Annotated in this window: 20 protein-coding genes and 2 riboswitches; of the genes, 7 read left to right on the forward strand and 13 right to left on the reverse strand. The window is 60.7% G+C overall.

Annotation, left to right across the window (positions count from 1 at the left end; genetic code table 11):
* Positions 1-16: 16 nt before the first annotated feature.
* The 6 genes from JWU58_RS15050 to JWU58_RS15075 all read right to left on the reverse strand — a co-directional run bounded on the left by JWU58_RS15050 (position 17) and on the right by JWU58_RS15075 (position 3839).
* Positions 17-808 carry an amino acid ABC transporter ATP-binding protein gene (locus JWU58_RS15050; protein WP_016774496.1) on the reverse strand — a complete coding sequence of 264 codons (792 nt, stop codon included), beginning with the start codon at positions 806-808 and terminating at the stop codon, positions 17-19.
* Positions 805-1467: an amino acid ABC transporter permease gene (locus tag JWU58_RS15055; RefSeq protein WP_071172258.1), complete on the reverse strand. Its 663-nt coding sequence runs from the start codon at positions 1465-1467 to the stop codon at positions 805-807. Before JWU58_RS15055 ends, JWU58_RS15050 begins: the two co-directional genes overlap by 4 nt.
* Before the next feature lie 9 nt (positions 1468-1476).
* Complete coding sequence (locus JWU58_RS15060; protein WP_024012746.1) at positions 1477-2139, reverse strand: amino acid ABC transporter permease; 663 nt, start codon at positions 2137-2139, stop codon at positions 1477-1479.
* A 50-nt stretch (positions 2140-2189) separates the two neighbouring features.
* On the reverse strand, positions 2190-3038 hold the full coding sequence (locus tag JWU58_RS15065; protein ID WP_016774493.1) for a transporter substrate-binding domain-containing protein: 849 nt from the start codon (positions 3036-3038) through the stop codon (positions 2190-2192).
* A gap of 281 nt (positions 3039-3319) precedes the next feature.
* Complete coding sequence (locus JWU58_RS15070) at positions 3320-3601, reverse strand: type II toxin-antitoxin system RelE family toxin (protein WP_197890164.1); 282 nt, start codon at positions 3599-3601, stop codon at positions 3320-3322.
* Entirely contained in the window at positions 3591-3839 is a 249-nt protein-coding gene (locus JWU58_RS15075; RefSeq protein ID WP_039758605.1) for a type II toxin-antitoxin system Phd/YefM family antitoxin, read from the reverse strand. Before JWU58_RS15075 ends, JWU58_RS15070 begins: the two co-directional genes overlap by 11 nt.
* A gap of 248 nt (positions 3840-4087) precedes the next feature.
* Here JWU58_RS15075 and JWU58_RS15080 point away from each other — a divergent pair, with 248 nt between their 5' ends.
* Both JWU58_RS15080 and JWU58_RS15085 read left to right on the forward strand, forming a co-directional pair.
* Positions 4088-4519, forward strand: a complete 432-nt coding sequence (locus JWU58_RS15080; RefSeq protein WP_125916105.1) for a thioredoxin family protein — start codon at positions 4088-4090, stop codon at positions 4517-4519.
* Positions 4520-4634: 115 nt separating this feature from the next.
* Entirely contained in the window at positions 4635-5711 is a 1077-nt protein-coding gene (locus tag JWU58_RS15085; protein WP_206420426.1) for a GGDEF domain-containing protein, read from the forward strand.
* Positions 5712-5746: 35 nt separating this feature from the next.
* Here the strand turns inward: JWU58_RS15085 and JWU58_RS15090 are convergent, their stop codons facing one another.
* The 5 genes from JWU58_RS15090 to cobW all read right to left on the reverse strand — a co-directional run bounded on the left by JWU58_RS15090 (position 5747) and on the right by cobW (position 14472).
* On the reverse strand, positions 5747-7306 hold the full coding sequence (locus JWU58_RS15090; RefSeq protein ID WP_206420427.1) for a TerC family protein: 1560 nt from the start codon (positions 7304-7306) through the stop codon (positions 5747-5749).
* A 357-nt stretch (positions 7307-7663) separates the two neighbouring features.
* Complete coding sequence (locus JWU58_RS15095; protein WP_241196176.1) at positions 7664-8356, reverse strand: vWA domain-containing protein; 693 nt, start codon at positions 8354-8356, stop codon at positions 7664-7666.
* Complete coding sequence (locus JWU58_RS15100; protein ID WP_206420431.1) at positions 8329-9339, reverse strand: magnesium chelatase ATPase subunit I; 1011 nt, start codon at positions 9337-9339, stop codon at positions 8329-8331. Before JWU58_RS15100 ends, JWU58_RS15095 begins: the two co-directional genes overlap by 28 nt.
* A 216-nt stretch (positions 9340-9555) precedes the next feature.
* A complete protein-coding gene (cobN, locus tag JWU58_RS15105; protein WP_206420432.1) occupies positions 9556-13404 on the reverse strand; it encodes a cobaltochelatase subunit CobN in 3849 nt (1282 codons plus the stop codon).
* Between the two features lie 3 nt (positions 13405-13407).
* Positions 13408-14472, reverse strand: a complete 1065-nt coding sequence (cobW, locus tag JWU58_RS15110) for a cobalamin biosynthesis protein CobW (RefSeq protein ID WP_024012737.1) — start codon at positions 14470-14472, stop codon at positions 13408-13410.
* Positions 14473-14571: 99 nt separating this feature from the next.
* Positions 14572-14783, reverse strand: a riboswitch (cobalamin riboswitch).
* A 779-nt stretch (positions 14784-15562) separates the two neighbouring features.
* Positions 15563-15781, forward strand: a riboswitch (cobalamin riboswitch).
* 123 nt (positions 15782-15904) lie between these two features.
* Between cobW and JWU58_RS15115 the strand changes: the two genes are divergently transcribed.
* The 4 genes from JWU58_RS15115 (at position 15905) to cobM (ending at position 18050) form a co-directional block, all read left to right on the forward strand.
* Positions 15905-16102 (forward strand): CbtB domain-containing protein, encoded by a 198-nt coding sequence (locus JWU58_RS15115; protein ID WP_016774486.1) that lies wholly within the window; start codon positions 15905-15907, stop codon positions 16100-16102.
* A gap of 11 nt (positions 16103-16113) precedes the next feature.
* A complete protein-coding gene (locus JWU58_RS15120) occupies positions 16114-16815 on the forward strand; it encodes a CbtA family protein (protein ID WP_071172074.1) in 702 nt (233 codons plus the stop codon).
* Positions 16812-17225, forward strand: coding sequence for a cobalamin biosynthesis protein (locus JWU58_RS15125; protein WP_071172073.1), 414 nt, complete (start codon positions 16812-16814; stop codon positions 17223-17225). Before JWU58_RS15120 ends, JWU58_RS15125 begins: the two co-directional genes overlap by 4 nt.
* A gap of 78 nt (positions 17226-17303) precedes the next feature.
* Entirely contained in the window at positions 17304-18050 is a 747-nt protein-coding gene (gene cobM / locus JWU58_RS15130; protein ID WP_123442640.1) for a precorrin-4 C(11)-methyltransferase, read from the forward strand.
* 115 nt (positions 18051-18165) lie between these two features.
* Here cobM and nfuA read toward each other — a convergent pair whose 3' ends face one another.
* Both nfuA and JWU58_RS15140 read right to left on the reverse strand, forming a co-directional pair.
* Entirely contained in the window at positions 18166-18750 is a 585-nt protein-coding gene (gene nfuA, locus JWU58_RS15135) for a Fe-S biogenesis protein NfuA (protein ID WP_003225494.1), read from the reverse strand.
* A gap of 103 nt (positions 18751-18853) precedes the next feature.
* A complete protein-coding gene (locus JWU58_RS15140) occupies positions 18854-21148 on the reverse strand; it encodes a fatty acid cis/trans isomerase (protein WP_123442788.1) in 2295 nt (764 codons plus the stop codon).
* Positions 21149-21303: 155 nt separating this feature from the next.
* Between JWU58_RS15140 and metH the strand changes: the two genes are divergently transcribed.
* Positions 21304-25014, forward strand: a complete 3711-nt coding sequence (gene metH / locus JWU58_RS15145; RefSeq protein WP_206420443.1) for a methionine synthase — start codon at positions 21304-21306, stop codon at positions 25012-25014.
* Positions 25015-25054: the final 40 nt, after the last annotated feature.

A 25054-nucleotide genomic window follows, 5' to 3' on the forward strand; every position in this document is an offset into this window, starting at 1 on the left:
TTGCAAAAGTACAGATTCAAAACCGCGTGCTCTTGAGAAATTCCGCCAGACGCGGCGATTGCGGGCGTTCGAACAGTTCCTTGGGAGGTCCCTGCTCTTCGATCCGCCCTTGATTCATGAAAACGATCTTGTCCGAAACCTCGAAGGCGAAACGCATTTCGTGGGTCACCAGCAACATGGTCATGCCGTCCTCGGCCAACCCCTTGATCACGTTGAGCACCTCGCCAACCAGTTCCGGGTCGAGGGCCGAGGTGACCTCGTCAAAGAGCATCAGGCTCGGGTTCATCGCAATCGCTCGGGCAATCGCCACGCGCTGTTGCTGGCCGCCGGACAACTGACCGGGAAAGTGATTGCGCCGCTCCAGCAGGCCAACGCGCTCCAGCCATTTTTCCGCGAGCACCACGGCTTCGTCCCTGTGCATCTTCTTCACCTTGAGCAGGCCAAGGGTGACGTTCTGCAACGCGGTCAGGTGCGGGAAGAGGTTGAATTGCTGGAAGGCCATGCCGGTCATCGCACGATGGCGGGCAATAACCTTCTCCGCATGGCGCACGCGTTTACCGTTGACCTCGTCGTAGCCGATGGACTCGCCGTCGAGCAGGATCTGCCCGCCCTGGAATTCTTCGAGCATGTTCACGCAACGCAACAGCGTGGTTTTGCCCGAACCGCTGGAGCCGATCAGCGTGACGACGTTGCCGCGCTGCATGCTCAGGTCGACACCCTTGAGCACTTCCACCGCGCCGTACTGTTTGTGCAGGCCGCGAATATCCAGCAATGCCTGATCCTGTGAAGCAACTTGAGCTTGAGTCATGGCAGGGCCACCCGCTTTTCAATGTGCCGGCCGAGTAATTCGATGCCGTAGTTGATGACGAAGAACAGAAAACCGGCGAACAGGTAGAACTCCAGGGTCATGAAGTTCCGGGCGATGATCTGTTGCGTGCTGAGCAGCAATTCGGCGACGCCGATCACCGAGAGCAAGGTCGACGCCTTGACGATTTCGGTGGACGAGTTGACCCAGGTCGGCAAAATCTGCCGCAGCGCCTGAGGTAACAGTACGTAGCCGAGGGATTGGTAGAACGTCAGGCCGATGGCTTTGCCCGCCTCCATCTGCCCGCGCGGCAGGGCTTGCAGCGCACCACGAACGATTTCGGCGACGTGCGAGCCGCAAAACAGCGTCAGGCCCAGGGCTCCGGCCTGAAACGCACTGATCTGCCAACCGAGCGCCGGCGCCATATAAAAGCAGGCCAGCACCAATACAAACACTGGCGTGCCGCGAATCAGATCGACGTACAGCCGAAACGGCGCACGCATCCAGAACTTGCCGTAAGTCAGGACCAGGCCGGCAACCACGCCGAGCAAGGTGCCCAACACAATGGCCAGCGCCGAGACCTGCACACTGGTCAGAAAGCCCTGCCACAACGGCTCGCGCGCGACCCACAATTCATGCAACCAACTGGGAGATTCGTACATCGCAGCCTCCTATCGGCGGATCGCCAGACGCTGCTCGAGGTAACGCAGCAGCATGGCAATGAGGTAACAGGCCGCGACATATAACGCCGTGGTCACCAGCCAGGTTTCGATCACCCGGTAGCTTTCGACGTTGATCTTGCGCGCGTAATAGGTCAGCTCCGGCACCGCAATCGCAGCCGCCAGCGAAGTGTCCTTGAACAGCGAAATGAAGTTGTTCGACAGCGCCGGCAGCACATTGCGCAGCATCACTGGCACGGTGACGTAAGCCTTGACCTGCCATTCACCGAGACCGATTGCCAGCCCGGCTTCGCGCTGACCCTTCGGAATGCTCAGCAAGCCGCCACGAAAGACTTCGGTCAGGTACGCGCCGGCATACAGCGACAGCGTGATGATGAACGAAGGAATCTTGTCCAGACGAATGCCAAGGCTGGGCAGTGCAAAGTAGATCAACAGAATCAACACCAGAATCGGCGTGTTGCGTACCACCGTGACGTACACCGAGGCCAGCACCCGCAAGGCGCGATGCTTCGACAGCAAGGCGAACGCCATCAGCAGGCCGATCACGCAGCCGATGGCGATCGACACCAGCGCCAGCTGCAAGCCCAGACCGAGCCCCGCCAGCAAGGTGTCGAAATCGCGCCACACGGCGGCAAAGTTCAACTGATAGTTCATGGTCAGCGGTACCTTGAGCGGGGCGACGGTATCGCCCCACTCTCACGGGATCATTTGAATTCGACTGGGAAACCGATGGCTGGAGATGGCAGATCAACACCGAACCATTGTTTGAACGAAGCGGCATAGGTCGGGAACTCAACCCCGGTCATGGCTTCATGCAGCGCGGTGTTGACGAAGTTCAGCCAGTCCTGATCGCCACGTTTGACGGCGCAAGCGTAAGTCTGCGGGCTCCAGGCGTAGCTCGGGCTGCGGTAGCGGCCAGGGTTCTGCACCATCAGGTATTTGACCGACGACTGATCGGTGGCGGCGGCATCGGCGCGGCCGGAGTTCACCGCCTGGTACATCAGGTCAACGCTGTCGTACTGATCGACCTTGGCTTTGGGTAATGCCTGATGCACCAGTTCTTCGGCGTAGACGTTCTGCAGCACCGCAACGGTGACGTCATCGCCCGCCGCCTGCAGGTCTTCGATTTCCTTGTACTTGCTGTTGTTCGGCAACAGCAGGCCGACGCCTTCGCGGTAGTACGGCAGGGTGAACGCGACTTGCTGCGCGCGGCTGGCGGTGACGGTGATGAACTGGCAGCTCATGTCGACCTTGTCGGTGAGCAGATTGGGAATCCGCGCATCGGACGACTGCACCACGAACTCGACCTTGCTCGGGTCGTTGAACAGCCCTTTGGCCACGATCCTGGCGATGTCGATATCAAAACCCTGCAACTTGCCGTCCGCGCCCTGAAAGTGCCACGGCGCATTGGTGCTGCCAGTGCCCACGATCAACTTGCCACGGGCAAGAACACTGTCGAGCTTGCTGTCGGCAGCCTGGGCCAGGCCCATGACCGAGGAAGAAGCTGCAAGAACAAAAACACACGCTTTGAACAACGAAGGACGGCGATGCATGGCAAGCACTCCAGAATTGTGTTTATTCCGCTATACCGGAACACGGTTTGTTACTACGGAATAGACAGCAGAAAGTGTGCCACAGGAATCAGGAGAAATCTGTAGTCGTATTGAATGCTTTGGTAATCAAGGAGATATGGACTTGCGGACCAATTGATCGGTCCGACCCAATACGCAGAAAGGTCCCTGCGATCACTAATGAAAGGGGTGGTTCGTTCCCAACTTGGGTCAGATGGCGTCGTGATGGTGCGAATCAGGGTTACAGTTGAGCAATACCTGTGTCAGCGGTTGAGTGCCTGCCTGTACACATCACCACCCTGCCGTTTCCCAACCGCTATCACCGTAACGACCAGTACCTCGTCCCTGACCCGATAGACCAACCGATATCCAGCGCTTCGAAGCTTGATTTTATAGGCGTTACACAATCCTTTCAGACGAGCCGCCGGAACGTGGGGATTTGCCAGCCTTTCAACAAGTTTATTTTTGAACTGCTCTCTGAGCTCCGACCCAAGCTTTCGCCACTCCTTCCAAGCCTTTTCAGAAAATTCCAGTTCATAGGTCATCAATGGATACCTTGATGGTCGGATCGTTTTCTCGCTCCTTGCAAAGGGCGATCAGTTCCAGATCCTCCAGGCGCTCCATCATTGCTTCATATTCCTTGGCAGGAACACAGTAGAAGGCCGGTTCGTTTCGATTAAGGATCGCCACAGACCGGCCTCCACCAGCTGCCACTGTACCCATAGGATTTTTTTTCAATTCGGAAATACTCGCTACGACGTGAGAAAGAACAATGTGCGTCATGAACTGTGCCTCTTGAAGTGCTCTGATTAGTGCTCAAAATAGCACTCCAAGTGATGCTCGGCGCAATACATTGAGGTTACCACGCGGTTTCTTGTGAGGTTCCCGCATTGGTTGTCAGGTCTATCTGGCGTTCTTGTGCGATTAATCTCGTGGTTACGCAGCCCACCTGTAATTTCTGACAGTAGACCGCGACGCCCCTGCTCCTTTAACGTCAAGGTGCCTACCCGCTCGTTGAAAAGGACCCTTCGATGAACGCCACAAACACTACTTCCGCGCTGGACCCGGTTTACCGCAAAGCCCTGAAAACCTGGCGTCCGGTCATTCTGTATTTCGCCAATGAACACTGCCCCGCCTGCGAATGGGCCGGGCCGGTCTTTCGGCAGATTGCCGAGCCTTACCGACTGCGCGCCAACATCTATATGCTCAACACCAGCCAATCGCCCAAGCACCCGAACGTCACGGGCACGCCAACAGTGCTGTTCTATAAAAACGGCAGGCTGCTGAAAAAGCTCAAAGGTATCGGCACCGAGGAAAGCCTAGCGAGGGATATGGCCCGGCATGTCGGCAGAACAAAGGCTCCCGCAACGCCACGCAAACCTCACCATGATCTGGCATGGCTGAGGCGAACACTCAAGTCATTGCGCACCGTCACTGGTTCGCGCCACCGGCTTCTGCGCTGAACCCGACCGGGATTGGACAACCCGCTGTCTGCCTGCTTTGCTGTTGAGCGAACACATTGCGCGCCGCCCGCCGGTTCGGGTGGTTGCCAGGATCGGCGCAGACAGCGGGATAAGCATGTTCGAAACCATTGAAGCGCAAGCGTTGAAGGAAACCGCGTCAAACGAGTTGAGAGAAGAGTTTCTCCAGCGCGAGTTCGAACGGCTCAAACCGTTCAGCCTGTTGATCTACGTGGTCAGTGTGTTCATGTGGCTGCTGTTTGATCTGATCGTCAGTTTTCTCGGCGGCCAGGGTTTCACGTGGCGCTCGATGGCGTTTCTCGCTGGTTTCGCGCTGTTGACGGTGGTGCTCGGTTTTACGCGCAGGGCTAGCCATTTCGATGTGCTCACCCTGTTGCTGGTCCTGGGATTGACCGTCGGTGTGCGAATGATCGTCGACGGCCTCGCGCCTGCTTCGCACAGCTTGTGGCTGGTCTTGGCAGCAGCAAGCATGTTGTACAGCGTGTCGGTACTGCCGCTGCGGCGCTGGGCGTTCTTTGCGGTACAAGTTGTGATCTGGGTGATCCTCAACCCGTTTCTTGCCACCACTACCGAAATCACTGAACTGCGCGGCGTCCTGACTGCCTGCTACAGCGTGTTTCTCTGCGCACTCACGGTGTACACCTTTTTGAAGTTCCGTGAGGCCAAGCTGAATAACTACCTGATGTCGCGGCTGCTGCTGGATCAGGCCTATAACGACCCGCTGACGCAGATTCCCAACCGACGCTCGTTCATGACCCACGCAGGGCAACGGCTGCTGGCAAGCCCGCGCGAGCGCGATCATTACCTGATGATGATCGACATCGACAACTTCAAGAAGGTCAACGACACCTACGGGCATGACATCGGTGATGAGGTGCTCATTCGCGTCGCTGCCGATATCAAGGCAGTGATGGTTGCGTTTGACTACGCGCGTATGGGCGGTGAGGAGTTCGCGATCTATCTGGCGGGAGTGCGGCGCGAGGATGTTGAAAGCCTTGCCACGCAACTGTGCCAATCAGTGCGTGAACAGCCCACCCAGCACCCGGTCACCATCAGCATCGGCATTACCCGGGTGGCTGAGGGTGACTCGTTGAATCAGGCGCTGATCAAGGCAGATGCGGCGTTGTACGAATCAAAGCATACGGGCAAGGACCGTTTTACGTTTCATCAGTAACAAGCGCAGCGACCGCTGCGCCATTCCGCGAATGCTCAAGCCACCTCACGCTCCAGCAACACCCGCGTCACCCGCCGTTCTTCTACCGCTTTGACGGTCAGTTGCCAGCCCTCGTATTCCAGTCGATCACCGGTCATCGGCAACCGATCCAGCAGACTCATGACCAACCCGGCCATGGTCTGATAATCCTCGGTCGGCTCGGCATCGAAGCCGGTACGCTGGCGAACGCGAGCCAAGGGCAGCGCGCCGCTGACCAGAAACCCGCCGCGCTCTTCGACCACATCAGGGCCTTCGATTTCACTGGCATCGGGCAACTCACCGGCGATCGATTCGAGGATGTCGGTCATGGTCAATACGCCGACGAAATCGCCAAACTCATTGACCACGAAGGCGATGTGCGTCGATGCCGCGCGCATCTGCTCCAAGGCATTGAGGATCGAGTAACTGTCGAGCAGATTGACGGTCTTGCGTGCCAGATGCTCCAGGTTCGGCTCGTTGCCGGCCAGATACTCCTTGAGCAATTCCTTCTTGTGTACGAAGCCGAGCGGCTCGTCCACCGCGCCATCGCGAATCAGCGGCAAGCGTGAATACGACGAATGCATCAGCTTCGTGCGAATGGCTTCGGCGTCATCGGCAAGATCAATCAGGTCAACGTCGGCGCGCACCGTCATCAGGTTGCGAATCGGCCGCTCCGCCAGTTGCAGCACACCGCTGATCATCACCCGCTCACGACGGTCGAACAGCTCGGCCACCGGCGCTTCACCGTTGTCCAGCAGGTCGGAGATTTCCTCACCAACCTCCTCGGCCGCCAGCTTGCGGCCACCGAGCAGACGCATCACCGCATGGGCTGTGCGCTCGCGCATCGGGCGCACGCCCTGCATCGAACGTTTGCGCCGAGCCCGGGCGATCTGGTTGAAGACTTCGATGAGGATCGAGAAACCGATGGCGGCGTACAGGTAACCTTTCGGGATATGGAAGCCCAGACCTTCGGCGGTCAGGGCAAAACCGATCATCATCAGGAAGCCCAGACACAGCATGATCACGGTCGGATGCGCGTTGACGAAGCGGGTCAGCGGCTTGCTGGCAACGATCATCAGGCCGATGGAAATGATCACGGCGATCATCATCACCGCCAGTTCATCGACCATGCCCACGGCGGTAATCACCGCGTCGAGAGAGAACACCGCGTCGAGCACCACAATCTGCGCCACGATTGGCCAGAACAGCGCGTAGGTTGTGTTGGTCGAGCGCTCGCCGACATGTCCTTCGAGCCGCTCATGCAACTCCATCGTCGCCTTGAACAACAGGAACACGCCACCGAACAGCATGATCAGATCACGACCGGAGAAGCTCTTGCCGAACACCTCGAACAACGGCTGCGTGAGCGTAACCAGCCAGGAAATGCTCGCCAACAGGCCCAGGCGCATGATCAACGCCAGCGACAGGCCGATGATCCGCGCGCGATCGCGCTGATGCGGCGGCAGTTTGTCGGCAAGAATTGCGATGAACACCAGGTTGTCGATACCCAGTACCAGTTCCAGCACGATCAGAGTCAACAGGCCTAACCAGGCTGTGGGATCCGCTAACCATTCCATAAAACGTCTCGATCTCTCTTCAGTGAATTCAGGCGGCCGGACACGGCGAAGTGCAACGCGAAAGCTCAAGAGCCGCGTTATCAACCATAGTCGGGAGTCGGAAGACGGGATGCTGCGAAAGGATCAAGACCGCGCGAAGGCGTGCTGGAGAGTGCTGACTGGGAGGCTCCGAGAGGGTGTTCATGTAGATCCTGAATGAAAAATGGCCTTCGAGCGTACAGCGTCGACCGACCTGCTCCACAGCGGTAAATCATTTCAAAATCTGTATGAATGACCTTGATCGCAGACTTTCAGCGTTGCTGAAGAAGCCTTCGCGAGCAGGCTCGCTCCCACAGGGTGCGAGCGGTGCAGCGGATTTCAGCGCAAATCCAGCTCATCGATATGCTGATACTGCGCTTGCAGCGCGGTCGCCAGATCCTTCGCCCGGCCCAGTCGAATCGGCCCGCGCTCAATGTCGATCAGCAATCCCGGACACGCCAGCACTGGCAACGCCGACAGTTCTTTCACGCGACCATCGGTCACGATCAGGCAGCGTTGCTGTTCGGCAGAAAAGCGCTTGCGTCGCAGCGTCAGCCATTGCTGCGCCTGCTCCAGTGCCGCGAGCAATGGCGTGCCGCCACCGGCGCCCAGACCTTCGAGCCAGACGCCCAGGCCGCTTGAGGCCTTCAAGCCTTGCACCTGCCATTTCGGCGCAGAACCACTGGCGGTCAGCAACGCCAGCCGCGCCCGCTGGCGATAAGCATCGTCGAACAGCTGCGCGAGCAGGCCCTTGGCATCGCTCAAGGCCTGATGGCGACGGGTCGAGGCCGACGCGTCGACGATCACCAGCCAGATTTCATGGGGCGCGCGGGTGCGCTGTTGAAACAGCAGATCGGCGCGGCGCTGGGGGCGGCCATTGAGCAGCGTGCCCGGCCAGTTCACCGATCCGCTGCCGGCCCCATGCCGCTGGCCCTGGCGGCCATTGTCGAGTTGTCCGGCACGGGGCTTGGCATTCGCCCCCGCGTCGGACCGGGGGCGAATGCCTAGGGCTTTTTTGCCAGGGGCGGCCAGCTCGGAACTTCGCGGCGGGCACCGGTGGCTTGCGCCGTCGCCGGCATCTCGCCCCACTGGCCCTGCCCTTCGCTGGACTTGCTGTCTGTGCCTGAAGGAGATTGCGCTTGTGATTGGGTGCTGGATGAAGGGTGTTCGCGACGGCGATGGCGCAGGGCAAATTCGGCCACCGCGTCGATGTCCTCTTCAGCAATCGCATCCGCCCCACGCCACGCCGCATGGGCGCGGGCCGCGCGCAACCAGACCAGATCGGCGCGCAAGCCATCGACGCCAGCAGCGAAACAACGCTCGGTAATCAACGCCAATGCCGCGTCATCCAGTGGAATGGCTGCCAAGCGCTCGCGGGCGCTTTCACAGCGCGAACGCAGGATTTGTTGCTCGCTCGCCCACTGCGCGCAGAACCCTTGTGGATCGCTGTCGAAATCCAGCCGCCGGCGAATGATCTGTCCGCGTTCGGCGGGCGCGGTGTGGCCGCTGAGGGCAACGTTCAAGCCGAAGCGGTCAAGCAGTTGCGGCCGCAGCTCGCCCTCTTCCGGGTTCATGGTGCCGATCAGAACGAATTTGGCCGAATGCCGATGGGAAATGCCGTCGCGCTCGATCAGGTTGGTACCGCTGGCAGCGACATCGAGCAGCAGGTCGACCAAGTGATCGGGCAGCAGATTGACCTCATCGACATAGAGCACGCCACCGTCAGCCTTGGCCAGAACACCGGGCGAAAACTGCGCGCGACCGTCGCTGAGGGCAGCATCGAGATCGAGGGTGCCGACCAGCCGCTCTTCGGTAGCGCCCAACGGCAAAGTGACGAACTGGCCGCTGGCGAGCAGGTCCGCCAGGCCCCGCGCCAGCGTCGACTTGGCCATGCCCCGCGGACCTTCGATGAGTACGCCGCCGATTTTCGGGTCGATGGCGGTCAGGCACAGGGCGAGCTTCAGGTCATCGGCGCCGACCACGGCGGAGAGTGGGAAATGCGGGGTGTCGGTCATGGGTTGCTCTTTCGTGGTCGTGGATGGTCATGACGTTGTGGTGTGTCAGTTGTTGCCCTCACCCTAGCCCTCTCCCAGAGGGAGAGGGAACAGACGGTGATGGCCTCTCGAGTTCTGTCGACGTGATGCATCGGGTCGACGCAAATTCCGCCAGCGCTAGAGATCGGCTCCCTCTCCCTCCGGGAGAGGGCTGGGGTGAGGGTAGCTTTTTAGCGGCTACATATCTTCCTCGATATCCAACAGCAAATTCTCCAGCGCCTCTTTATAAGCCCCAGGCTCCTGCCACATCCCGCGCTGCTGCGCTTCGAGCATGCGTTCGGTCATGTCGCGCAACGCGTGGGGATTATGCTCACGAACAAAATCCCGGGTCGCCGGATCGAGCAAATATGCCTCCGCCAGCAACGCGTACTGATGGTCATCGATCAACTGCGTGGTCGCATCGAAAGCGAACAGATTATCAACCGTCGCCGCCAGTTCGAACGCGCCTTTGTAGCCGTGACGCTTGACCCCGTCGATCCACTTCGGATTCGCCGCGCGCGAGCGCACCACGCGGTTCAACTCTCCCTTCAGGGTACGAATCTTCGGCAGATCCGGCTGGCTGTGATCGCCGTAATAACTGGCCGCGGCTTCGCCGCGCAGCATCTCCACCGCAGCGAGCATGCCGCCCTGGAACTGGTAGTAATCGTTGGAATCGAGCAAGTCATGCTCGCGGTTGTCCTGGTTCTGCAGAACTGCCTGCACCTGACTTAGGCGCTGGCTGAACTGCTCGCGGGCAGCCGTGCCCTCGTCGGCGCCGCCGTAAGCGTAGCCGCCCCAGTTCAGGTAAACCTCGGCGAGGTCTTCGCGGCTCTGCCACAAACGCCCGTCGATGGCGCCTTGCACCCCGGCGCCATACGCCCCCGGTTTCGCGCCGAAGATGCGCCACCCGGCCTGACGCCGCGCGGTGTCTTCATCGACGCCCGACTGCAACAGCGCCTGGCGTTCGGCGCGCACCTTGGCGGCCAATGGGTTCAAGTCGTCCGGCTCGTCCAGCGCGGCCACCGCTTGCACGGCGGCGTCGAACAGGCGGATGAGATTGGCAAACGCATCACGGAAAAACCCCGAAACCCGCAGCGTCACGTCGACTCTTGGACGATCGAGCAGACTCAGCGGCAGAATCTCGAAATCATCCACGCGCTGACTGCCCGTGGCCCAGACCGGACGCACGCCCATCAACGCCATGGCCTGAGCGATGTCGTCGCCGCCGGTGCGCATGGTTGCGGTGCCCCAGACAGACAGGCCGAGCTGGCGCAAGTGATCGCCGTGATCCTGCAAGTGTCGTTCAAGGATAAGCGTCGCGGACTGGAAACCGATGCGCCACGCAGTAGTTGTTGGCAGATTGCGCACGTCGACTGAATAGAAATTACGCCCGGTGGGCAGGACGTCGAGACGGCCACGGCTGGGCGCGCCGCTTGGGCCGGCGGGGACGAAACGACCGCTGAGGGCGTCAAGCAGACCGCGCATTTCGGCCGGGCCGCAAGCATCGAGGCGTGGGGCGACGACTTCGCGCAGATGCTCGAGTATCGAATCAACCTCCGCCCACCCCGGCCCTTGTGGGAGCGAGCCTGTTCGCGAAGGCGTCGGGTCAGACAACTGGTCTTTTACTGACACACCGCTTTCGCGAGCAGGCTCGCTCCCACATGGGACATTCAGTGCTTGGGAGATCAGGTCTGCGCCGAAGAGTTCGAGGCGTTCGCGGGTGTCGCCGGCGGTGCGCCAGACTTCTTCGCTGATGGCCTGCAACCCGATCGGACGCGGGCCGTTCCAAGGATCGGCCAAGGCGCAATCCAGCGGATCAAAACCGAGATCAAACGCTTTAGCCAGTGCTCGCAGCAGACTCGACTGCGCGGCCTTGCCGTCACCGCGCGGGATGCGCAGCAACGCGAGCAAGGTGTCGATACGCAAGCGCCCGCTCGGCGATTCGCCAAAGATGTGCAACCCATCGCGAATCTGCGATTCCTTCAGGTCGCACAGATAAGTGTCCAGACGCGGCAACCAGATCGCCGCATCGGCATCGCTGTCCAGCGCTGCGTCCAGTTGCAGTTCCCGGTCGATCTGCGTGTCCCGCACCAGTTGCAGAATGTCGCGTTGCAACTCGCGGGCACGGCGCGGATCGAGCAGTTGCGCCTCGTAATATTCGTCGGCGAGCAACTCCAGATTGCGCAGCGGCCCGTAGGTTTCGGCGCGGGTCAGCGGTGGCATCAAGTGGTCGATGATCACCGCCTGCGTGCGCCGTTTGGCCTGAGCGCCCTCGCCCGGATCGTTGACGATAAACGGATAGATATTTGGCAGCGGGCCGAGCAACGCATCCGGCCAGCAGTTTTCCGATAGCCCAACGCCCTTGCCCGGCAGCCATTCGAGATTGCCATGCTTGCCGACGTGGATCACGCCGTGGGCCCCGTAGGTGTTGCGCAACCAGAAATAGAACGCCAGATAGCCGTGCGGCGGAACCAGATCCGGGTCGTGGTACACCGCGCTCGGATCGACCTGATAACCCCGGGCCGGCTGGATGCCGACAAAGGTCAGACCGAAACGCAGACCGGCGATCATCAAGCGACCGTCGCGGCACATCGGATCGTTTTGCGGCGTCCCCCAACGCTCTTGCACCGCGACACGATTCGCTTCCGGCAACGCATTGAACATTGCCAGGTAATCGTCCATCGCCAGGCTCTGCTGGCACGGGCGCAGGTCGAGACTATCGAGGTCGTTGCTGACACCGCCGAGCAATTGCTGGATCAGTTCGGTGCCGCTGTCGGGCAACTCGGCCGTGATCGGATAACCTTCGGCACGCAATGCGCGGAGGATATTCAGCGCCGCCGCCGGCGTATCGAGGCCGACGCCATTGCCGATGCGGCCGTCGCGGGTCGGGTAGTTGGCGAGGATCAGGGCGATGCGTTTTTCGCCGTTCGGCACGTGTGCCAAAGCAACCCAGCGCCGCGCCAGTTCGGCGACGAAATCCATGCGTTCGGGCTGGGCGCGGTAGCAGACCACATCGGACTGACTGCGCTCGCTGCGCCAAGCCAGATCCTTGAAGCTGATCGGTCGGCTGATGATGCGTCCATCGAGTTCCGGCAAAGCAACGTGCATCGCCAGATCACGCGGCCCGAGGCCCTGTTCGCTGTCGCGCCAGCCGGGCTCGTTGTCCTGGGCGCAGATCGCTTGAATCACCGGGATGTTGCGGCGAAACGGGCGCAGATGCGGCGCCTCGGGACTCGATTGGGCAAAACCGGTGGTGTTGAGAATCACCCCCGCCTCGACTTCATCCAGCCAGTCCTCGACCACCGACAGACAACCGGGTTCTTTCAGACTGGCCACCGCGATCGGCAGCGGATTGAGTCCGGCTGCCTGCAAACGCTGACAGAACACATCGATGAACGCCGTGTTCGCCGCCTGCAAATGCGAGCGATAAAACAACAGCGCCGCCACCGGTTGACCGGGTAGCCATTCGGCTTGCCAGTCGCTCAGGGCAGCGCTGTTTTTCTGTGGGTGATAAATCGCCGTGCGCGGCAGGGTTTGCGGCTCGCTCCACGGGTAATCGCGGGCAAACCATTGGTTGCCCAGGCAACGGAAGAAATCCAGTGCATTGCCCATGCCGCCCTGACGCAGAAATTGCCAGAGTCGATCGCGTACTTCGGCGCTGACCGTGCTCAAGTCGCTGAGCTCGGGGTCCGGACGGTCATCGCCGGGCACCAGAATCAGTTGCACGCCGCGTTCGGACAACTCGACCAGCCGCTCGACACCGTAGCGCCAATAGGCGATGCCGCCGTGCAGTGAGATCAGAATGACCTTGGCGTGGCGCAGCACTTCGTCGACATATAGATCGACCGAGGCATGATTCTGCACCTGCATCGGGTTGGCCAGACGCAGGCTCGGGTAGTCATCGGGCAATTGCTGCGCGGCCTCGGCGAGCAGCGCCAGGCTGGAATCGCCGCTGCACAGGATCACCAGCTCGGCGGGGGTTTGTCCGAGATCGGCAATGTTGTCGTCCGAGACGAATCCGCCGGGCTGGGTCCTGAGCAGGTGCATGGCTTAAACGCTGAGCGCAGCGCGCAATTGCGCTTCGAGTTGTGCGGCATCGAGTTCCTGACCGATCAGCACCAGACGCGTAACGCGCGCTTCTTCGGCGCCCCACTGACGGTCGAAATGCTTGTCAAAACGCGTGCCCACCCCCTGGATCAACAGGCGCATCGGCTTGTTCGGAATCGCCGCGAAGCCTTTCACGCGCAGAATGCCGTGTTGCACCACCAGTTGCGTCAGCGCATCGAGCAGCAGGCTTTCATCGGCTTGCGGCAATTCGATGGAGATCGAATCGAAGGCGTCGTGATCGTGATCGTCGTCATCACCGTCATGGTGGTGATCGTGGTGACTGTGGCGGCTGTCGATGTGCTCCTCGGAGCCGGCACCGAGGCCGATCAACACGTCGAGCGGCAGGCGGCCGTTGCTGGCTTCGATGATTTTTACCGCTGGCGGCAGCTCTTCGGCGACTTCAGCACGCACCCGAGCCAGATCTTCCGCGCTGGTCTGGTCGGCTTTGTTGAGGATGACCAGGTCAGCGCTGGCCAGTTGATCGGCGAACAGTTCATGCAGCGGCGACTCGTGATCAAGGTTCGGATCGAGTTTGCGCTGGGCATCGACCTGATCCGGGAACGCTGCGAAGGTGCCAGCAGCGACGGCCGGGCTGTCGACCACGGTGATCACCGCGTCAACGGTGCAGGCGCTACGGATTTCCGGCCACTGGAAGGCCTGCACCAACGGCTTTGGCAGGGCCAGGCCGGAGGTTTCGATAAGAATGTGATCAAGGTCACCGCGACGGGCGACCAGCTCGCGCATCACCGGAAAGAATTCTTCCTGCACCGTGCAGCACAGGCAGCCGTTGGCCAGTTCGTAAACACGGCCGCTGGCCTCTTCTTCGGTGCAGCCGATGGTGCATTGCTTGAGGATCTCACCATCAATGCCGAGCTCGCCAAACTCGTTGACGATCACCGCGATGCGCCGGCCCTGAGCGTTGTCGAGCATGTGCCGCAGCAGCGTGGTTTTGCCCGAACCGAGGAAACCGGTGACGATGGTGACGGGGAGTTTGGCCAGTGTTTTCATCGGTATGCCCTTTGGCAAGCGGCGGGCATACGGGACGAGAACCGGCAGCGCGCATGCACGCCGGAAGCATTCGCCACCGGATCACCCCGCCCGGTTGTAGTGAGAATCTGTGACGAGGCAGGTCTCCTGGCTGACGGCGTTCAGGCGCGAGACCTGGCGTTCATTGCGCCTTCCCGCTGGCTCATCGGTTGAGCTGGCAGTGGCGTGGCAACGAACATCACCGTTCACAGTTGCGGGGGCAGCCGCGGCTTTGACCGCGTTCCCTTCTTAGCTTCGGCGAGTGCCGAAGAACCTCGAAAGCGCAAGGCTACGCATGGGTCCGTCGTGGGTCAATGGTCGGTGAGTCTGAAACTGGGTGTATATCCGTTGCTGCGGTAACGGCTTCTTAAGGTTTTGCTCTTACAGCGAGTCCCTTTTTCAAACGCCGGAGTGCCGGCACAGCAAAAAGGAACCAAAAGGCTTTGCCCCGGCGTACGGCCCGCTCGCTGGAGCTCGGGGTACCTTCGTTACGGAGGGGCAAAAGATCAAAAGCAACAGCAAAAGCAAAAGCCAGATCAAAAGATCGCAGCCTTCGGCGGCTCCTACAGTTGGATCGCGTAACGCTTAAGGATAGGTCGGCTGTCAGGCCGCCTTCGCGAGCAGGCTCGCTCCCACAAAAGCAAAAGCAAAGCAGCGCAACTGCCCGCGGCGAAGCCGCACCACTCAACAATGAGCGCAAGCTCGAGTGCTCTTGATCTTGATCCACCGGCGACGTCGGAAGGCTGAGCGGAGGGATTGATCCGGGCGTGGGAGCGCAGCGACCGTCTGGCGCAGCCAGACACAGCGGAAGGAGGTGCAGCGAAGCAAACCCTAGCCGCTGCGCCCGGATCAGTCCCGCAGCGAAGGAGCCCGAGCCTGCGAGGGCCGAACGTAGGAGCAAGCCTTTTTGGGTACTTTTTCGGCGTTTGGAAAAAGTGCCTCGCCGTAAGGGCGAAACCGTAATCAGCAACACCCGCAGCAACGGATATACACACAAAAACATCAGAAAAACACCCCCACCGCAGCACCGAAAACTCCCCGGAAATTGACTAAAAACCCAAACCCATGTTCTCCTGCCCACCTTGTTACGGGTGCCCTTCACAGGGTGAAACGGGAAACCGGTGAATCATGTGCTTTACTCAAGGCCATGTCAGTCCGGTGCTGCCCCCGCAACGGTAAGCGAGCGAAGCGTCAGATCCACTGTGCCCCGGCATGGGAAGGTGATGCTTGCAGGTCGGCCTCGTGCCAACCCCTCGCGAGCCCGGAGACCGGCCCGCAACACCCAGCGCGCGCAAGCGTCGCTGACCACAAACAAACCCGCGGTGGGCGGGCGCTGTTCGAAATCCCTGCGTGCCGGGCTCGCAGGGATTTTCATGCGCTCTGTTTACCCGCTGACATTTCAGAGGGAAGCGCTATGTCGATCATCAGCAATACCGTCAGCCACACTGACCACATTTCCAGCAGCACCACACTCGGCCAACGCGTCGCCGCCGCCCTCTTCGCCTCGATCCTCGGTGCCAGCCTGGTCTGGTTCGCCGGTTTCTCGCACATCGAAGCGGTGCACAACGCCGCCCACGATACCCGCCACAGCGCCGCGTTCCCGTGCCACTGAGGCTTGCCGAGATGATCAAGCGTATTGCGCAAACCGCAGGCTTCACCGGCTTGCTGGCCGCCCTGCTGCTGACCCTGCTGCAGAGTTTCTGGGTATCGCCACTGATTCTGCAGGCCGAATCCTTCGAGAAATCCGAACCGGTCGCGCAAGTTCACGAACACGCCGCCGGCACCGCCGCCCACAGCCATGATGGCGAAGCCTGGGAGCCGGAAGACGGCTGGCAGCGCGTGGTCTCGACCACTGGCGGTAATCTGGTGGTGGCGGTGGGTTTCGCCCTGATGCTCGCCGGCCTGTACACCTTGCGCGCGCCAACCAAAACCTCGCAAGGGCTGCTCTGGGGTCTGGCCGGTTACGCGACGTTCGTACTCGCGCCGACCTTGGGCCTGCCACCTGAATTGCCGGGCACTGCGGCTGCCGATCTGGCTTCGCGGCAGATCTGGTGGATCGGCACCGCCGCTTCGACCGCCGTCGGCCTGGCACTGATCGCCTTCAGTCGTCACTGGCTGATGAAGCTTCTCGGTGTGGCGATTCTCGTCGTGCCGCATGTGATCGGCGCGCCGCAACCGCAGGTGCATTCGATGCTTGCCCCAGAGGCACTGGAAACCCAGTTCAAAATCGCTTCGCAGCTGACCAACGTCGCGTTCTGGCTGGCCTTGGGCTTGATCAGTGCATGGTTGTTCCGCCGCAAAAGCGCAGGCCCATATCAGGCATGACCGATGACCGCGCAGCGCCGACCTTCGTGGTCGGCCTCGGCTGCCAGCGCGGCTGTCCCGCCAGTACGCTGCGTGCTCTACTCGATCAAGCGTTGCAGGCGCACCGCATCGAGTTGCGAGCGGTCAAGGCTCTGGCGAGTATCGACCTCAAGCGCGACGAACCGGGGTTGCTGGAACTGGCCACACAATTGAACCTGCCGCTGCAGTATTTCAACAGTGCCGAGCTGGCGCCCTATCAACAGCGCCTCAGCCATCAATCGCAGATCGCCTTTGAACGCACCGGCTGCTACGGCGTGGCGGAAAGCGCCGCGCTGGCGCTGGCCGAGCAGTTGATTCAGGCGCCGGCAAAACTGCTGATCCACCGGCAGAAATATGCGCAGGCCACGCTGGCATTGGCCGGCGCTGCATAAAATCCCGATAATCCCCGCCATTGATCATGAGCACGCTTCATCTGCAGTGGGGCTGCGCCTCTTCACAAGGATTCAACGATGACCGTCTACTTCATCGGCGCCGGCCCCGGCGACCCGGAGCTCATCACCGTCAAAGGCCAACGGCTGATTCGCAGCTGCCCGGTGATCATTTATGCCGGCTCGCTGGTACCTGCCGCGGTGCTGGAAGGTCATCAGGCCGAAACCGTGGTCAACAGCGCTGAACTGCATCTGGAACAGATCATCGATCTGATCAAAACTGCCCATGCCCAAGGCCAGGATGTGGCCCGTGTGCATTCAGGAGATCCAAGTCTGTACGGCGCGATCGGTGAGCAGATCCGCTACTTGCGTGAGCTGAACATTCCTTTCGAGATCATTCCGGGCGTGACCGCGACGGCGGCATGCGCAGCGCTGCTGGGCGCCGAGCTCACTCTGCCGGACATCTCGCAAAGCGTGATTCTGACCCGTTACGCCGACAAGACCGCAATGCCCGCCGGCGAAGAGCTGGCCAGCCTGGCGCAACATGGTGCGACCATGGCCATTCATCTGGGGGTCAATCATCTGGAAAAGATACTGGTTGAACTGCTGCCGCATTACGGCGCGGACTGCCCGATTGCCGTGATTCACCGCGCAACATGGCCGGATCAGGACTGGGTCGTCGGTACACTGGCGGACATTGCCGCAAAGGTCGAGGCCAAGGGGTTTCGGCGTACGGCGTTGATTCTGGTCGGGCGGGTGTTGGGCAGCGAGGTGTTCAGCGAGTCTTCGTTGTATCGCGCCGGGCATGCGCATTTGTACCGACCGTGAGTGGAACGCGGAGCGTCCCGGGCTGCATGCCCACGCGGAGCGTGGGCATGATCAAGCCACAGGCATAAAAAAACGGCGCTCACGGGCGCCGTTTTTCATGTTCGCAGCGAACGCCTTAGTAGTAGGCGTTTTCTTTCTGCGTGTGATCGGTCACGTCGCGAACGCCCTTGAGCTCCGGGATGCGCTCGAGCAGAGTGCGCTCGATGCCTTCCTTCAAGGTCACGTCGGCCTGGCCGCAGCCCTGGCAACCGCCACCGAACTGCAACACAGCGATGCCGTCCTCGACCACATCGATCAGGCTGACCTGACCGCCGTGGCTGGCCAGCCCCGGGTTGATCTCGGTTTGCAGGTAGTAGTTGATGCGCTCGTTGACCGGGCTGTCGGCATTGACCATCGGCACCTTGGCATTTGGCGCCTTGATGGTCAGCTGGCCGCCCATACGGTCGGTGGCATAGTCGACAACGGCGTCGTCAAGAAACGCTTCGCTGAAGGAATCGATGTAAGCGGTGAAGCTTTTCAGCCCCAGCGCGGTATCTTCAGGCTTCTCTTCGCCCGGCTTGCAGTAGGCAATGCAGGTTTCGGCGTACTGGGTGCCAGGCTGGGTGATGAAGACACGGATGCCGATGCCCGGGGTGTTCTGCTTGGAGAGCAGATCGGCCAGGTAATCATGGGCGGCGTCGGTAATGGTAATAGCGGTCATAAAAACTCCTCGCAGGCTTGGGCGCAGTTTACGCCAATCGGCGCGACTGACAAAGTCCTAGTATTTTTGTCGGGAAAGAATCCCGGCATATGCCTGCGAATGCTCAAAGGTTCTCGTACCGGTTCATATCCAGCACACCCTCTTCCACCGGATCGGTTTCGTGGATGTACTGGCTCAGATCGTGAAAATACAGCCAGAACTGCGGATGACTGCGACGAATGCCCCAGCGTTCGACGATCTTGTCGAACCGATTGGCATCCCTGGCATTCTCCATGGCATCGACAAACGCTGGCACCTGCTCGGCCGGTACGTTGAACATGAAGTTCGGGTAACTGGTGAGTACGCCCGGATAGATCGTCAAGGTGTCGAGACCCGGTTGATAGCGCAGCGACTCACCGAGCAGAAACGCCACGTTGCTGTGCGCGCGGTTGCGCAGCACGCTGTAGACCTCGCGCTTGCCGCTGGCGGTTTCAACGCGCAGCAAGGTCGCTTCGGGCATCTGGTCGATGACTTTCAACCCTGCGGCCGGTCGCGAGGCCAGACGGCTCAGGGCCTGCTCGGCATTCTGCAACGCCGGATCTATATTCGGTCGCGAGCAATAAGCGCCGTCGCAGCGATTGATCGGGTCTGGCCGCGCGTTCAGATCACCGTAGCGCGCCAGCAACTGCATGGCGAAATCGTGTTTCGGGTCTTTCTCGTCGAGCGTCAATGCGGTCGGTTTGTCGTCATCGATGGCCTCGTAATCGAGCCACATCTTGAATTGGCCGCCGTCCTGGTACCAATCGTTGAGGTAATCCTCACGTGAGTCGGCGGGCATCAGGCGCAGGAAGTTCTGCTCGGCGCCATTACGGATCAGGTCGAAATACAGGCGAGTCTGCGCTTGATGGGAGACGTTGCCGAACACGTCGAAATTGACCGCGAGCTGGTAATAGGTGCGCTCCAGCAGCGGATAGTCGAACAGCCACATGGTTTGCGGCACCTCACCGATCAGCCCCTTGGTCACCGAAGCGCTGTCGAAGTGGCGGAAAATGCTCAGCAAGGCGTTGTCGTTGCCGGCCCACAGCGTCGACCAGCTCGGCGCCGGCAGATCGGCATAGCTGTCGCGGCGCAGTGCCTCGTATTCGTTGCGCTTGTCGCGATAGTTGCGCCACAGACTCAGCACGCTGCCGACATCGTCGTTCTGCCCCGGCATCGCCAGCAGCGGCGTGGCCTGGCCACGGTAGTTCGGGTCGGTGATGTAGAGATCATGTTCCGGCGCCTGGAACAGCGCCCAGAAGTTGTCGCGGATCACGTCGGTCGCGATCTGCCCACGGCACACCGGGCCGCGAATGAAGGTGCGGACGAAGTATTCAGCGTTATCGAGCATGAACTGATAGCGCGCCTGCGCCGGAATCGCCTCGAAGGTGGCAAACGGATTGGCGCGGCTTTGCGGGCCGTAACCCGGTAACGCGTTGACCTGCCAGTTGCCGCTGTAGAACAGGCTCTTGATCCGCGCCATTTTCGCCGCGCTCAGCGGATAAGTGATGTGCGTCTTGTGCACGATCACCCCCTGCACCGGCCACAAGCGGTAATACACCTGGGTGCCCGGGTCGTCGTTGGGGCGGCGCGTGGCGATCAGGTCGATCGGCTGACCGCTCGGCGTGCGCGAACGCACCCACTGGAAATAATGCCCCGGCTCGCCGTCCTTGAAATAAATGTGCGCCAGATACCAGTGTTCGAACAACCAGCGCCCCACCAGACTCTGCCGCGCACCGGGGGCGTTGAGCAGGTTTTCCCACTGCAGGATCTGCATCGCCTCTTTGGCACTCGGTGCCAGGCTCTGTTCGTCGATCGGCGCGCCAGACGCCAGCCAGCGCTGCAGGGTCTGGTATTGCTGGTCGGTCAGGCCAGTGACCGCCAGCGGCATGCCCTCTTTCGGGTGCGCGCCGGCATATCCGTCGAACTCCGCAGGCATTGCGCATAGATTGTTGCGATTGAGCCCCAGGACAATGTCTTCGGGCAGCTTGGCGTTCGGCGTCAGCGGCGTCTTGTGGCCGAGTTCAAGCATGCGTGCCATCAGCGCAGCCTGACTGCCCTGGGCGTCGAGCACCGAATAGAAGTCTTTCTGCTGCCAGGCGCGCTTGCCGAAGGCGTCGTAAAACAGGCGCGTGGTCGGTGCTGCCTGAGTGCGTTCGCCGTCGTACACGGGCATCTTGCTCGCGCCACGAGCAGCGCCTTCGCCACTGCCCAGATTGAGCTGACAGGCCGAGTCATAGCAGGCATGGCAGGCTACGCACTTCTCGGTGAAGATCGGTTGGATATCGCGGGTGTAGGAGATGGAAGAAGAAATGGCAGGATCTTGCGCCGCAACGCTCCCGCTCAGGACCAGCAACCATAAACTGATGAAGCGGTGCGGCATGTTGCTGATCTCGATGATAAAAAAAGGCTGCGATTCTACCGTTATGACGCTCGTACCAACATGAGCGATATTCATGCAAAAGCTGCGCATGCTCCAAAAGCGCACAGGTTTGCTATGATCGCGCTCCTTCGTAATGGTCTTTCCGAGTAGTCCACATGTCCGATCGCAGCGTCCGCCTTCAAGCTCTCAAGCAAGCCCTCAAAGAGCGCATCCTGATTCTCGACGGCGGGATGGGCACGATGATCCAGAGCTACAAGCTCGAAGAGCAGGATTATCGCGGCAAGCGCTTCGCGGACTGGCCGAGTGACGTCAAGGGCAACAACGACCTGCTGGTGATCACCCGTCCGGACGTGATCGGCGGTATCGAAAAAGCCTATCTGGACGCCGGCGCCGACATTCTCGAAACCAACACCTTCAACGCCACGCGCATTTCCATGGCCGATTACGGCATGGAAGAGCTGGCTTACGAGTTAAACGTAGAAGGCGCACGTCTGGCGCGCAAGATTGCCAACGCCAAGACCGCCGAAAACCCGGCCAAGCCGCGCTTCGTTGCCGGCGTGCTCGGCCCGACCAGCCGCACCTGCTCGCTGTCGCCCGACGTCAACAACCCCGGCTACCGCAACGTGACCTTCGATGAGCTGGTGGAAAACTACACCGAAGCCACCAAAGGCCTGATCGAGGGCGGCGCCGACCTGATTCTGATCGAAACCATTTTCGACACCCTCAACGCCAAAGCGGCGATCTTTGCCGTGCAAGGTGTGTTCGAAGAGCTGCACCTCGAATTGCCGATCATGATTTCCGGGACCATCACCGACGCCTCCGGCCGGACCCTGTCGGGCCAGACCACCGAAGCGTTCTGGAACTCGGTGGCCCACGCCAAGCCGATCTCCGTGGGTTTGAACTGCGCCCTCGGCGCCAGCGAACTGCGTCCGTACCTGGAAGAGCTGTCGAACAAGGCCAGCACCCACGTATCCGCGCACCCGAACGCCGGCCTGCCGAACGAATTCGGCGAGTACGACGAACTGCCGTCGCAAACCGCCAAAGTCATCGAAGAATTCGCCCAGAGCGGTTTTCTCAACATCGTCGGCGGCTGCTGCGGCACCACCCCGGGCCACATCGAAGCCATCGCCAAAGCCGTGGCCGGTTACGCGCCACGTCAGATTCCGGACATTCCCAAGGCCTGCCGCCTCTCCGGTCTGGAGCCGTTCACCATTGATCGCAGCTCGCTGTTCGTCAACGTCGGCGAGCGCACCAACATCACCGGCTCGGCAAAATTCGCCCGCCTGATCCGTGAAGACAACTACACCGAAGCCCTCGAAGTCGCTCTGCAGCAGGTCGAGGCCGGCGCGCAGATCATCGACATCAACATGGACGAGGGCATGCTCGATTCGAAGAAGGCCATGGTCACCTTCCTCAATCTGATCGCCGGCGAACCGGATATCTCGCGCGTGCCGATCATGATCGACTCGTCGAAATGGGAAGTCATCGAAGCCGGCCTCAAGTGCATCCAGGGCAAGGGCATCGTCAACTCGATCAGCATGAAAGAAGGCGTAGAGCAGTTCATCCACCACGCGAAACTGTGCAAGCGCTACGGCGCTGCGGTGGTGGTGATGGCCTTCGACGAAGCCGGTCAGGCCGACACCGAAGCGCGCAAGAAAGAGATCTGCAAACGCTCCTACGACATTCTGGTCAATGAAGTCGGCTTCCCGCCGGAAGACATCATCTTCGACCCGAACATCTTCGCCGTCGCCACCGGCATCGAAGAGCACAACAACTACGCCGTCGACTTCATCAATGCCTGCGCCTACATCCGCGATGAGCTGCCGTATGCACTGAGCTCCGGCGGCGTGTCCAACGTGTCGTTCTCGTTCCGTGGCAACAACCCGGTGCGTGAGGCGATTCACTCGGTGTTCCTGCTCTACGCGATCCGCGCCGGGCTGACCATGGGCATCGTCAACGCCGGCCAGCTGGAGATCTACGATCAGATCCCGGTCGAGCTGCGCGACGCGGTCGAAGACGTGATCCTCAACCGCACCCCGGACGGCACCGACGCCCTCCTCGCCATCGCCGACAAGTACAAGGGCGACGGTAGCGTCAAGGAAGCCGAGACCGAAGAGTGGCGTAACTGGGACGTCAACAAACGTCTGGAACACGCGCTGGTCAAGGGCATCACCACGCACATCGTCGAAGACACCGAAGAATCCCGCCAGTCGTTTGCGCGGCCGATCGAAGTGATCGAAGGCCCATTGATGTCCGGCATGAACATCGTCGGCGACCTGTTCGGCGCTGGCAAAATGTTCCTCCCGCAGGTGGTGAAATCCGCGCGCGTGATGAAGCAGGCCGTGGCGCACTTGATCCCGTTCATCGAACTGGAGAAAGGCGACAAGCCGGAAGCCAAGGGCAAGATCCTCATGGCCACGGTCAAAGGCGACGTCCACGACATCGGCAAAAACATCGTCGGCGTGGTGCTTGGTTGCAACGGCTATGACATTGTCGACTTAGGCGTGATGGTTCCGGCCGAGAAGATCCTGCAGGTCGCCAAAGAAGAAAAGTGCGACATCATCGGCCTTTCCGGCCTGATCACGCCGTCGCTGGACGAGATGGTCCACGTTGCCCGTGAAATGCAGCGTCAGGATTTCCATCTGCCACTGATGATCGGTGGCGCGACCACGTCGAAAGCGCACACCGCGGTGAAGATCGAGCCGAAGTACAGCAACGATGCCGTGGTCTACGTGACCGACGCCTCGCGCGCCGTCGGCGTGGCGACACAGTTGTTGTCCAAGGAACTCAAGGCCGGTTTCGTCGAGAAGACCCGTCTGGAATACATCGACGTGCGCGAGCGTACGTCCAATCGCAGCGCCCGTACCGAACGCCTGAGCTACGCCGCCGCGATCGCGAAGAAGCCGCAATTCGACTGGGCCAATTATCAGCCAGTGAAACCGACCTTCACCGGCAGCAAGGTGCTCGACAACATCGATTTGAAGGTACTGGCCGAGTACATCGACTGGACACCGTTCTTCATTTCCTGGGATCTGGCCGGCAAGTTCCCGCGCATCCTCGAAGACGAAGTGGTCGGTGAAGCCGCCACTGCGCTGTACAAGGACGCGCAGGAAATGCTCGCTAAGCTCATCGACGAAAAACTCATCAGCGCCCGTGCGGTGTTCGGTTTCTGGCCGGCCAATCAGGTCAACGAAGACGACATCGAGCTGTACGACGACAACGGCAAGCCGCTGGCCAAGCTGCATCACTTGCGTCAGCAGATCATCAAGACCGACGGCAAGCCGAACTTCTGCCTCGCCGACTTCGTGGCGCCGAAGGACAGCGAAGTCACCGACTATGTCGGCGGCTTTATCACCACCGCTGGCATCGGCGCCGAAGAAGTGGCCAAGGCCTATCAGGACGCGGGCGACGACTACAACTCGATCATGGTCAAGGCCCTCGCCGACCGCTTGGCCGAAGCCTGCGCCGAATGGCTGCACCAGCAGGTGCGAAAAGAGCACTGGGGTTATGCCAAGGATGAAACGCTCGACAACGATGCGCTGATCAAAGAGCAATACCGTGGCATCCGCCCTGCTCCCGGCTACCCGGCCTGCCCGGATCACACCGAGAAAGCCGCGCTGTTCACCCTGCTCGATCCAGAGGCTGCCGAAATGCGCGCCGGGCGCAGTGGCGTGTTCCTCACCGAACACTACGCAATGTTCCCCGCCGCAGCGGTCAGCGGCTGGTACTTCGCCCATCCGCAGGCGCAGTACTTTGCCGTCGGCAAGATCGACAAGGATCAAGTGCAGAGTTACACCGCGCGCAAAGGCCAGGACCTGAGCGTGACCGAGCGTTGGCTGGCGCCGAATCTGGGTTACGACAGCTGAGTCGAGCAGACCTGGAAGCGCCCTGCTCCCAGGTCTGCTC

This window comes from Pseudomonas atacamensis (assembly GCF_017167965.1).
GTDB lineage: Bacteria > Pseudomonadota > Gammaproteobacteria > Pseudomonadales > Pseudomonadaceae > Aquipseudomonas > Aquipseudomonas atacamensis.